We start from the raw sequence: 12,510 nt of genomic DNA, 5'->3' as shown, positions 1-12,510 counted from the left end.
CTGAAATATAAAACCTAAATTGGAGGAAAATGAAATGATAAAAAAAATCCCTTACAAATTACTCGCTGTATCGACGCTATTAACTATTACAACTGCTAATGTAGTTTCACCAGTAACAACTTTTGCAAGTGAAATTGAACAAACGAACAATGGAGATACGGCTCTTTCTGCAAATGAAGCGAGAATGAAAGAGACCTTGCAAAAGGCTGGATTATTTGCAAAATCTATGAATGCCTATTCTTATATGTTAATTAAGAATCCTGATGTGAATTTTGAGGGAATTACCATTAATGGATATGTAGATTTACCTGGTAGAATCGTACAAGATCAAAAGAATGCAAGGGCACATGCTGTTACTTGGGATACGAAAGTAAAAAAACAACTTTTAGATACATTGAATGGTATTGTTGAATACGATACAACATTTGACAATTATTATGAAACAATGGTAGAAGCGATTAATACAGGGGATGGAGAAACTTTAAAAGAAGGGATTACAGATTTGCGAGGTGAAATTCAACAAAATCAAAAGTATGCACAACAACTAATAGAAGAATTAACTAAATTAAGAGACGCTATTGGACATGATGTTAGAGCTTTTGGAAGTAATAAAGAGCTCTTGCAGTCAATTTTAAAAAATCAAGGTGCAGATGTTGATGCCGATCAAAAGCGTCTAGAAGAAGTATTAGGATCAGTAAACTATTATAAACAATTAGAATCTGATGGGTTTAATGTAATGAAGGGTGCTATTTTGGGTCTACCAATAATAGGCGGTATTATAGTCGGAGTAGCAAGGGATAATTTAGGTAAGTTAGAGCCTTTATTAGCAGAATTACGTCAGACCGTGGATTATAAAGTAACCTTAAATCGTGTAGTTGGAGTTGCTTACAGTAATATTAATGAAATGCACAAGGCGCTTGATGATGCCATTAACGCTCTTACTTATATGTCCACGCAGTGGCATGATTTAGATTCTCAATATTCGGGCGTTCTAGGGCATATTGAGAATGCAGCTCAAAAAGCCGATCAAAATAAATTTAAATTCTTAAAACCTAATTTAAATGCAGCGAAAGACAGTTGGAAAACATTACGAACAGATGCTGTTACATTAAAAGAAGGAATAAAGGAATTAAAAGTGGAAACTGTTACTCCACAAAAATAGGGAAATATTAATTCTGTTGTAAAGTGAACTAAAACATGGAAAGTCTATGATTACACTGTTAAACAGAAAAGTAATAATTAATAAATCCTTATATAACAGAAAGGCGGAGTCTCATTAAAGACTTCGCCTTTCAATTATATATAAGTATGATTCGAATAAAAAATAACCTTGTAGTTTAATTGCTTTTTTAAAATTTGCAACAGAATCGGTTAATTTGAAGTAGATTATATACATTTTCTTTAATACTTAATGATTTGAAGGCTGCTAAAGAAAGTTCAAACGATACTGATAAAAGATGTAGAACTCATTTTGAAAGACATCGCTTTTTAATAAGATTAGAACTTGAAACCATACCTTATATAGGAGGAATACGAAATGATGAAAAAAATCCCTAATAAACTACTCGCTATATCAGCGTTTTTAACTATAACAACTACTTATGCAGTCATACCACTAGAAACTTTTGCAATTGAAATTGAACAAACGAACACTGAAAATATGTCTCTTTCAGCAAATGAAGAACAGATGAAAAAAGCTTTGCAAGATGCTGGTTTATTTGCAAAAGCTATGAATGAATATTCTTATTTGCTAATTCATAATCCAGATGTGAGTTTTGAAGGAATAACTATTAATGGAAATGCGGATTTACCTAGTAAAATTGTACAAGATCAAAAGAATGCAAGAGCACATGCTGTTACATGGAATACACAAGTAAAAAAACAGCTTTTAGATACATTGACAGGCATTATAGAATACGATACAAAATTTGAAAATTATTATGAAACATTAGTAGAGGCGATCAATACTGGAAATGGAGATACTTTAAAAAAAGGGATTACAGATTTACAGGGAGGAATTCAACAAAATCAAAAGTCTGCAAAAGCATTAATAGAAGAATTAATGCAATTAAAAAATGCTATTGGAGAAGATGTTAGAACATTTGGAAGTCATAAAGAGACATTGCAATCGATTTTAAAAAACCAAGGTGCCGATGTGGAGGCTGACCAAAAGCGTCTAGAGGACCTTTTAGGACAAGTAAAATATCAGAAAGATATAGAATCTAAGGGGTTAGACATGGTGAAAATTCCCTTTATTCCAACCTTGATTGCTGGTGGCATAATGATAGGTGATGCAAGAGGTAAGTTAGGTTGGCTAGAACCTGAATTAGCAAAATTGCGTCAGACTGTAGATTATAAAATAACATTGAATCGTGTAGTTGGAGTTGCATTTCATAATATTAGTGATATGCATAGTATGCTTGATAGTGCTATCACTGCTCTTACCTATATGTCTACGCAATGGGAGGATTTAGATTCTCAATATTCGGGCGTTCTAGGGCATATTGAGAATGCAGCTCAAAAAGCCGATCAAAATAAATATAAATTCTTAACCCCTAGCTTGAATGCAGCGAAAAACAGTTGGAAAATATTAAAAACAGATGTTGTCACTTTGCAAGAAGGGATAAAAATTGCAGAGAAAAAAGAACAGGATTTTTTGAATCAGCTTCGTCCATCAAACGTTTTCTACTTTTATAAAAAGATTCATAACGCATACACTTTTGAAATAAAGACTGGAACAAATGCGCCAAATGCGTCTTATAAAGTTATGAATTTAACTAAAAATACTGTTCATAATATGTGGAGTGGAGGGGCTAATACTAACATGTGGGCTGATTGGCTTTCATTCAATCCAAATGATGAATTTGCGGTAGTAGCAGTAGTGAATGGTAAAGAATATGTTGTGTATAAAGACAAAGTACAAAATATAATGAACTGAATCTGAAAGTAACGAAGTAATTGGAGCTGGACAATAAACTAGACAACAAGTTAATTGAAAAATTGTAATGGCATATTTCTCCTTATGTCCTAGAATACTTAGCTCAAGAAAAAGTAAATATTGAACCAAGGCGTTACTTGCATTATGTGGATGGCTTTACCGAAAGGTTTCAAGTACATTACTCATACAATTATGTAGTTATCCTGAAGCATCTACAGGTGTTCTTATCGACCTTGAGGAACTACTTAGCTTCCTAAGTGGAGTGACTTTATGCAAAATTAAGTGAACGTTTTTGTACATAGATTAGTTGACATTCATATAGATTTTTTCCATTTTCAAAGATAGTTTTGTTTTTTTATGTTATTTTTCAAAAATTACTGTTGAAGTTCCTATATTCATGACTCAGTATATAATTATTGTTTGATGAAATGACATACCACGTCCCTTAGAGTTTCAGACATACTACGATAACTTAAAGAAAAAAGATAATAGTAGTCAACGGTTACTATTATCTTTTTTGAACTATTTTTCATTAAAATATCTCATCTGCTGTGCTCCTTATTTACTTTTCCAGATTTTATCCTAGTTTAAAATTTATACATTTGAACTGTTTATACAATTTGTAGGATTTTTAGCTTTTTTGTCGAATACACTTAATGCAAGGAGGGACATTACATGATTATTAAAGATTATTTCATCAACCTTTCTATTTTTTCTTTATTAGTTAGCGCAGCAATATTTATTCAAGTGTTTACAATTAATTCTAGTCGATATTTCGAAAAGCTCTATGGAGGGATTATTGCAGTTACGTTAATGTTCTTTTCTTTTCCATACATGGGATTTTCCTACGATCTTCGAGTTGTTCCTCTTATTCTATCTTTTATTTACTTTGGTCGTATTGCGGGTTGGATTACGCTAATTAGCATAATATTAATGCGTATTTTTTACATTGGAGAGTATTGGGAACCTCCTGTGATTGCTTATTTATGTATGGGGATTCTATTTTCTACTTTTAAAATTTATGTAAAAAAACTACATCCTTTTAAAAGTGCATCTTTATATTTTTCTGTTTTTATTGGAATAAAGTGGTTAGTTGGGGTATTATTTAACACTACATTACTTTACACAGGAGGCTTATTATATATAGCGTTAGGACTTTTAATTGGGCTATTTCTTATGGAAGCCTACCAGAGATTGTATTATTTAACACAGGACTTATCTAAAATGAATCGAGAATTAAAAAAATCGAAGCAAGAACTTACAGATACCGTACATGAGCTTCAAGGAGGAATTTTTAAATTTAAAAAAGTGGATAAGCACTTTATACACACTTTATGTGATGGACAGTTTTATTATCAAAACGGATTTTATTCTGAACAGGTGGTAGGAAAAAGCTTACGTACTATTGATGCTTCTATTATTCCTCCACATTTAGTTCCACAATTGATGAAGTACTATCTCCAGGCATGGGAAGGAAAAGAAATTATATTTGAATTACCTTGGCCAAATGATAAAACTATTATTCTTATTGCGCTTAGGCCAATTAAACGAAATGGACAAGTTATTGAAGTTGTTGGTTCTACAGTTGATATAACCGAAAGGAAAAAGGTAGAATCAGAATTAAGCGCTACCAAAGAATTATTAGAATCATTTATAAAGCACAATCTAGATGCTATTACCATTTCTGATCGAGAAGGGCATATTTTACAAGCCAATAAAGCTTATGAAAAGATATTTGGGTGGTCATCACAAGAAATCATAGGTAAGAGATTACCTTGTGTACCGGATTTTTTAATGGAAGAATCGCTTGAAAATATTCAGAAAATTCTAACAGGAGAATCGGTGGTTACTAGATTAGAAACTGTTAGACAACGGAGTGATGGGAGTCTTCTTGATATCAGTCTGACAGTTTCTCCTATACTAGATGTAAGAGGAAATGTGATAGCTTTATCAGCAATATGTAGAGACATCTCTGAAAGAAAACAAGCAGAAAGAGAACGGCATCGATTACACCAGCAATTAAGAGATAGTGAAATGAAGTACCGTGCACTAATCGAACAAGCAACTGATGCGGTATATGTAGTAGAGCTGAATGAAGATAATGCTCCAAGTCGATTTATTGAGGTAAACCCTGTTGGGTGTAGAAGATTTGGATATAGTAGAGAAGAGTTGCTTTCATTATCATTTTCAAATATAGTACCACAAGATTCTCAAATAATCGTAAGGTTATTAGAAAAAATTAAAAAAGGACAAACTTCCTTCACTTTGCAAGATGAATATGTTTTTCCAACAGGAAAAGTAATAACAACTGAGTTTAGTGTTCGTGTTTTTAACTTAAATGGTAAAAAGGTTTTCCTAAGTATTTCTCGTGATATCACTGAACGGCTAAAAACAGAAGAATTATTACGAAAATCTGAAAAACTTGCTGTTGTAGGACAATTAGCGACTGTAATGGCTCATGAGATTAATAATCCATTAACTGCAATGAAAGGGTTCATGCAATTACTAAAATCAACGGAAAATGAGAATAATCAGGGTTATATTAATATAATATCATCAGAGATTGAGCGTATAGAGAGCATTACAACTGAATTTATGGCGGTAGCCAAACCACAGGTAGTAAAAATGCAACCTAATAATATGAGTGTGCTAATGGATCAAGTTTTAATGCTACTACAACCTCAAGCAATAATGAATAATATAAAATTTAGAATCGATCTTAACCCTGGTATTCCATTGATTTCATGTGAAGGAAATCAATTAAAACAAGTATTTGTTAATATATTAAAAAATGCAATTGAATCTATGCCGATGGGAGGGGAAATTCTCATTCAAATAAATATACTTGATAATAATCAAGTAAGCATTCGTTTTATCGATCAAGGGTGTGGGATTCCAAAAGAACGTATACCATACCTCGGAGAACCTTTTTATAGTATTAAAGAAGAGGGGATTGGCTTAGGATTAATGATCTGTTATAAAATCATTGAAACACATCAGGGAAAGATATTTATTAAGAGTGAAATGAATAAGGGGACTACAGTTGAAGTCACTCTCCCTATTTGTACACTTCAAAATTAAGATATTCTCTTACTGAAATTTTTTAAGAAACCATACAGAATGTAATGCCAATGTTACTTAATGAAATAATAAAGAGAAGAACACTGGTAAATGTACCCTATAGAATAGACACTTGAAAAAGCCTGTTATAAAAACATCCTTTCTTTAGAACCAAAAGAAAGGATGTTTTTAATATTGTAATTTTTCTTGGAGACATTTCAAATTTTTACTTGTAATACATTTTTCAACTAATTTTGGTTAAGTTAGTTAAAAAGGCATTATTTTTAAGGAGCATATTGACATATAAATATCCCTCATTTTTAAAATAGAAATTTCTAAAAAATATATATAGGTTCTTTTTGAAAGGAAGGGTATTATCAATTGAAACCACATGAAAAAGTACCTGTTCACTCTATAAAATCTTTGCAGGAATTAATGCAATTACTAAAAAAATCTAAAGATTTTATAACGTTGGAGATCGCTTCAAACAAATCCTCTATAGTCATTTCATATTTTAGAACATTAATCGATGTAAATATATTTCATGAAGAAGTTTTGACTTATATAAAAGAGAAGAGCTTCGATTCGTTACAAGATATTCAGTCTGTCTTACCCTTTGAGAATTCAAAAATAACAAATCAAATGAAAGATATTCAGGATAGTATTTTAAACGGCTATATACTTATTCAGTTCGATACAGATAAATTAAATTGTTTGTTAGTAAATGTGTCAAAGAAAGAAAAAAGGGATATTACAAAAGCTGAAATTGAATACAATATTGTGGGTCCGCAAATCGCATTTGTCGAAGATTTAGATGTGAATTTAAATTTGGTACGTAGAAAGCTTCCAACACCTTATTTACAAATGAAGGAATTGAAAGTAGGCGCGCTCTCTAACACAACTGTTGCAATTGTATTTATTGAGGGAATTGTAAATGATCAAAATCTACAAGAAATTATAAAACGGGTAAGCCAAATAAAAACAGACCATGTTTTGGATAGTACTTATTTGATTCAGTTAATTGCAGACAACCCGAATTCTATATTCCCTCAATTTTTGAATACAGAACGTCCGGACCGTGTAGCAGCTGTATTAGCAGAAGGGAAAATTGTACTTTTTGTAGATGGCTCGCCTTATGCTATCACTCTTCCAACAACATTAATTGACTTTTTTTCTACGACAGAAGATTATACCATGCCTTGGATTATGGCCTCATTTTTTCGACTGTTAAGGATTTTTGCTTTTATGTTTTCTGTTTTAACGACTCCATTATATGTTTCGATCTTAACATATCATTATGAGCTAATTCCAAAAGAACTTCTTGAAACGTTGATCATATCGAGAAGTAAAGTACCTTTTCCTCCAGTCATTGAAGCACTTTTTTTAGAAATAACGATTGAATTACTGAGAGAAGCGGGGACACGTTTACCAACTAAAGTGGGTCTAACTGTCGGTATAGTAGGGGGTATTGTTATTGGACAAGCATCGGTAGAGGCAAGTCTTACAAGTAACGTACTTATTATTATTGTTGCACTTTCAGCTCTTAGTTCATTTACAGCACCAATATATCGAATTGGTAATACAATTCGAGTAATTCGTTTTCCTTTTATAATAGCTGCACACCTGTTGGGCTTATTAGGAATTGTTTTAACAAGTTCTTTACTTTTAGCACGTTTATTACGTACAGAATCATTAAGACGTCCTTATTTGTTCCCTTTTTATCCTACACGCCCTACAGATTGGAAAGACAGCATTATACGTATGCCAATCTCAGCGATGTTCCGACGTCCTATTTTTTCAAGGTCTAAACAGCGTTTTCGTTTTAATCCAGAAGAGGTAGAGAAAAATAAAATCAAATCACGAAATGATTTTGATGATTGAAATTAACAGGGAGGAGCATTATGAAACAGGTCCCAATTGAGTATCAAGTCTCTCCATATATGGTGTTTTTTTTAATTATTACTATACAGATGGGGGTTGGTATGCTTGGTTTTGAAAGGATTAGTGCAAAATTAGTTGGAAATGATGCGTGGATTAGCACGCTGCTTTTTGGAATATCTGTTAATCTTATGATTTGGATTATATATCAGATTTTAAATCAGGGTAATGGAGATATCATTGCAATCAATCAAGACGTACTTGGAAAATGGATTGGTGGATTGTTCAACTTCATTTTTTTATCTTATATTGTATTGTTAGGTGCAACAACCCTACATACTTATATAGAAGTAGTACATGTTTGGATGTTTCCTTCCATTTCATCTTGGATTATAGCAGGGGCTTTTTTGGGTCTATGTTATTACATTGTGACTGGAGGATTTCGTGTAGTTGCTGGAATCGGCTTCTTTGGAATCGTTATCCCAAGCATTCTAATCTTCACATTTTTTTATCCTTTGCAGTATGCAGATTTCCAAAATTTATTTCCAATTGCACAGCATTCATTCCTAGAAATTATGAAAGGAATGAAAGGAAATATGTTTAGTTTTTTTGGATTTGAAATGTTATTGTTATACTACCCATTTATTAAAAAGGCAAGAACGTCTCAAAAATATGCGCACTATGCAAATTTAGTAACGACTATTGTCTACACATACCTTATGATTTTAACTCTTGCGTTTTTTAGTGAAAAACAACTAGCGAGCGCGATATGGGCATATTTAAGCATGATTAAAATTATACAATTTCCCTTTATAGAGCGGTTTGAATACATTATTGTTTCTGTTTGGGCTTTTTTTATATTACCCAATGTTTCCTTTACATTATGGGGAGTAAGTCGTGGTATAAAAGAGGCACTGGGAATAAAGCAAAAATATGTTTTGCCAGTTATCATCCTGTTCATCTTTGTTTTATCATTTTTCTTGAATAACCGTAATAAAATTAACTTATTAAATACTTGGACAGGTCAAATTGGCTTTGTATATATATATGTATACCTACCTATATTATGGCTAATTCAAACCGCCAAAATAAAGTTAAGGAGATAAACATGAAGCGATGGATACTTTTCCTTATAGTAAGTGTCTTCTTAATAGGTTGTGCTAAAACGAAAATTGTGGATGACATTGACTTAGTTCAAGTTGCGGCATATGATACCGAAGCAAAAGGTAAGCTAAAAAGAACCTTTGCGATTTCAGCTTATAAAGGAGGCGGGGAAGGTGAAACGAAAATCTATTCAGCATCAGGCCAGACTGGTAGAGAAGTTCTTGCAAGAGCATCCGAAAAATCTTCTGGACCTCTAGAGTTGGGGCAATTGCGTGTTATTATATTTAATGAAAAAATAATTGATAAGGGAATGCAGGAAATTTTAGAGACTTTGAACCGAAATCCTAGTGTAGGAAATGCAATTTATTTAGCAATTACAAATGTAAAAGGGGAATCACTATTAAAGGGGAACTATTCTGAAGAAAAAGAAATTGCTTCCTATCTATCCTCTTTACTGGAGCAAAATATGGATAATGGAACGCAGCCAAAAACAAATTTTTTTATGTTTTTAAACCAACTTAATGATGATGCGAGAGATTCATATTTACCGATAATATCTAAAAAAGGTAATGTGTTGGAGTTAGATGGAATAGCACTTTTTAAAAGATGTAAAATGGTTGATAAAGTAAACCCTAAAGATTTATTTGTATTTAAATTGTTGACAGATAATTTTAAACAAGGTACATACCAATTCAAACTACCTGGTTCCTCAAATACTTACGCCACGATAGAGAATATAAAAGCTAGAACAAAATATAAGATGGAGGGGAATAGTAAGCATCCATTCGTAAATGCTCATATTCAAGTTAAAGCTGAAATTCAAGAATTTACAAAAACAAAAAATCTAGATAATCCTAAAGAAATAAAAAAATTAGAAAAAATTATGGAAAAAGAAATAGAAAAAAAAGCAACTACATTGATAAAGAGATTTATTAAAAAAGACACAGATCCTATAGGACTTAGAAAGCTTGGTAGAACTCACGTAAGAAAATGGAACAGTCAAGAATGGGAAGAATCCTATAAACATTTACGTTTTCGTGTAACAGCTGATGTAAAAGTAACCCAATCTGGTGTTACAGAATAAATCAAATAAGATATGGAAAATTTTAGTAAAAAAATATAGTCTCGCAGGAGATTAGGGAGAAGAGAAACGATTAACAAAGAATTTCATAAACATTAAGATGCTTCGTTAATCGTTTTTATACCTGTAGCTTTATCACTTATAGTAATCATAATTATAATAAAAGAACACCGAAACAAATTCCCGATACCACATAATTATGAGAGGACAATAAAGCATCAAGATATAATGTATGCTTTGTCTGGAAAAAAGAATTTAAGTACTTCAAGGTTAAACACTTAACTTTAAAATAGTAAATTCGTTGCTTGTAGCACTTCAACTAGACTGTGCCCCCGAAAGTTAGAAAGGTCGGTTTATTAAGTAGCCTCTAGGGAATGAGCCTAGTACAATACGGGATTCATTTCCTTTTATTTTTCCTTGATTCTTTCATGATTATAGTATTTTATATACTTTGCTAATTCTTGTTTAAATTCTGTTATACTTTCAAATTCTTTCGATGCAGAAATAGACATACAAAAACGCCATTCTTTCTTATAAATCTACAGAAAGAATGGCGTATTCTTCAAAAGTGAGTTCCTTTATTGAAAAGCTTTAGTTCTATATGACAGATAAAAGGGCAAGCAACGCTAAAATAGCGAGAAATCCTTGTTTCATGATAATTGATTTATTGGATGTGAAACCTCCGGAAATAGCTGCTACCACTACACAAATGATGAAAAATAATTGAATCATATAACCAATGGGATTGTTTCCAAGTATAAGTCCCCGAATGAGGCCAGCTGCTAAGAATTCATTATATAAACCGTTTGCAAATTAATTGTCTAAGTATTTCTAAGTTTAAAGAGTACAGTGTCTTCGTTTTTTATTGAATCAACTTTTACATGTTGGTTCAATATTTTCTATTCTCTTGGAACTTAGTTCTCGTTTACTTCTCACAAAAGCAATAAAATCTATTATCTCTTCTGTTGACAGTGCTTCTCCATCTATTAAAAGTGTTGGATCTGGATCGTTTAGGAGTCTTGTAATATCAATTACATCTTTGTTTTGATGTGAATGATCAATTCGGCCTAATATATAATCTACAGATGTATCAAATAAATCGGCTATTTTTGATAAAGATTGTAATGAAGGTAATCTATAACCATTTTCATACCCGGCATAGGTGCTTTTCGCAATCCCAAGTCGATCTGCTGTCTCTTGTAAGGACCATTTTTGATTTTTTCTTAATTTAGATAAACGTTCCAGCATTCGTCTCATACCCCATCTAATTTTATTAAATTAATTATAACATAGAAAAAGAATCAAGAATAGAAAAAAAGTACGCGTATTGAATACAAAATCTTGATTAATTCAAATTAAGTTCTATAATGATAAATATAAATACGCATTACGCGAACGATATATCGTTGTTTATTTTATGGAGGGGTTGTGTATGAAGAAAATTTTATTACTTGCAACTGGTGGGACAATTGCATCTGTGGAGGGGAATGAGGGGCTTGTTCCAGGATTGTCCGCTGAGGAATTATTGAATTATTTTTCGAAGTCTTCTCGAAACTTAGAAATAGATTGCAAAATCTTAATGAATATTGATAGTACCAATATGCAACCTGAGCACTGGAAAGAAATAGCTAATGCTGTTTTTAATCACTATGATGACTATGACGGGTTTGTGATTACACATGGAACGGATACGTTAGCTTATACATCTTCTGCGTTATCTTATATGCTGCAAGGTTTAAGAAAACCAGTTGTTTTAACAGGTTCACAAGTACCTATTAGTTTTAAAAAGACAGACGCAAAGAAAAATGTAGCTGATGCTCTTAGGTTTGCCTGTGAGGATGTTGGCGGTGTGTTTATTGTTTTTGATAGTAGGGTGATTATTGGGACGAGAGCAGTTAAAATGCGAACAAAAAGTTATGATGCATTTGAAAGTGTGAATTATCCATATGTTGCTGAGGTAAATGAAGATGAAGTGAAATATCATTGGAAGCCAACTTCCTCACATAGTGAACTTTCAATAAATACTAATTTATGTACGGATGTTTTTCTTATGAAATTGTATCCAGGTACAAAGCCTGAGGTATTTGATTGTTTAAAAGATTTGTATAAAGGGATTATTATTGAAAGTTTTGGAAACGGTGGATTACCTTTTGAAGGAAGGAACTTGCTTTCGAAAATTCAAGAGTTGACTGAAATGGGGATTGCTGTAGTGATTACTACTCAATGCCTGGAAGAAGGAGAAGACATACTTCTCTATGAAGTAGGACGGAAAGTGGCGCAACATCAAGTAATATTGTCTGGAGATATGAATACGGAAGCCATCATAGCAAAATTGATGTGGGCGCTTGGGAAAACTAATAAATTAGAAGAGATTAAAAAAATTATTGAAGAGCCTTTAGCCTACGATTTAACAATAAAATCTGATAAGGATTGGTAATGACTTCATATG

At 32.2% G+C, this 12,510-nt stretch carries 8 protein-coding genes and 2 pseudogenes; 7 read left to right on the top strand and 3 right to left on the bottom strand.

Features of this window, described 5'->3' with window-relative positions; genetic code table 11:
- The first annotated feature begins 34 nt into the window (after window positions 1-34).
- The 6 genes from hblB to BLT20_RS25020 all read left to right on the top strand — a co-directional run bounded on the left by hblB (window position 35) and on the right by BLT20_RS25020 (window position 10,064).
- The gene (hblB, locus tag BLT20_RS25045; RefSeq protein WP_000591970.1) at window positions 35-1,162 is read left to right on the top strand and encodes a hemolysin BL binding component B; all 1,128 of its coding nucleotides are present in this window, start codon (window positions 35-37) and stop codon (window positions 1,160-1,162) included.
- A gap of 375 nt (window positions 1,163-1,537) precedes the next feature.
- Entirely contained in the window at window positions 1,538-2,938 is a 1,401-nt protein-coding gene (gene hblA, locus BLT20_RS25040) for a hemolysin BL regulatory component HblB (RefSeq protein ID WP_000976150.1), read from the top strand.
- Window positions 2,939-3,613: 675 nt separating this feature from the next.
- Window positions 3,614-6,019 (top strand): PAS domain S-box protein, encoded by a 2,406-nt coding sequence (locus BLT20_RS25035; RefSeq protein WP_000584282.1) that lies wholly within the window; start codon window positions 3,614-3,616, stop codon window positions 6,017-6,019.
- Between the two features lie 360 nt (window positions 6,020-6,379).
- On the top strand, window positions 6,380-7,879 hold the full coding sequence (locus BLT20_RS25030) for a spore germination protein (RefSeq protein ID WP_000802292.1): 1,500 nt from the start codon (window positions 6,380-6,382) through the stop codon (window positions 7,877-7,879).
- Between the two features lie 20 nt (window positions 7,880-7,899).
- A complete protein-coding gene (locus BLT20_RS25025) occupies window positions 7,900-8,982 on the top strand; it encodes a GerAB/ArcD/ProY family transporter (RefSeq protein WP_000815828.1) in 1,083 nt (360 codons plus the stop codon).
- Window positions 8,983-8,984: 2 nt separating this feature from the next.
- A complete protein-coding gene (locus BLT20_RS25020; protein ID WP_073339968.1) occupies window positions 8,985-10,064 on the top strand; it encodes a Ger(x)C family spore germination protein in 1,080 nt (359 codons plus the stop codon).
- Window positions 10,065-10,468: 404 nt separating this feature from the next.
- Here the strand turns inward: BLT20_RS25020 and BLT20_RS25010 are convergent.
- The 3 genes and pseudogenes from BLT20_RS25010 to ansR form a co-directional block, all read right to left on the bottom strand.
- Window positions 10,469-10,555 (bottom strand): annotated as a pseudogene (locus BLT20_RS25010) (IS3 family transposase); the annotation flags it as partial.
- A gap of 103 nt (window positions 10,556-10,658) precedes the next feature.
- Window positions 10,659-10,874 (bottom strand): annotated as a pseudogene (locus BLT20_RS25005) (DUF1304 domain-containing protein); the annotation flags it as partial.
- Window positions 10,875-10,931: 57 nt separating this feature from the next.
- Entirely contained in the window at window positions 10,932-11,309 is a 378-nt protein-coding gene (gene ansR, locus BLT20_RS25000) for an HTH-type transcriptional regulator AnsR (protein ID WP_000893564.1), read from the bottom strand.
- Between the two features lie 184 nt (window positions 11,310-11,493).
- Between ansR and ansA the strand changes: the two genes are divergently transcribed.
- The gene (gene ansA, locus BLT20_RS24995; protein ID WP_000722302.1) at window positions 11,494-12,498 is read left to right on the top strand and encodes an asparaginase; all 1,005 of its coding nucleotides are present in this window, start codon (window positions 11,494-11,496) and stop codon (window positions 12,496-12,498) included.
- Window positions 12,499-12,510: the final 12 nt, after the last annotated feature.

The sequence above is a fragment of the Bacillus sp. cl96 genome, assembly GCF_900100505.1.
GTDB classification, from domain to species: Bacteria; Bacillota; Bacilli; order Bacillales; family Bacillaceae_G; genus Bacillus_A; species Bacillus_A cereus.
The sequence above is the reverse complement of the archived record's forward strand: the minus strand, read 5'-3'. Positions and strand labels throughout refer to the sequence as shown.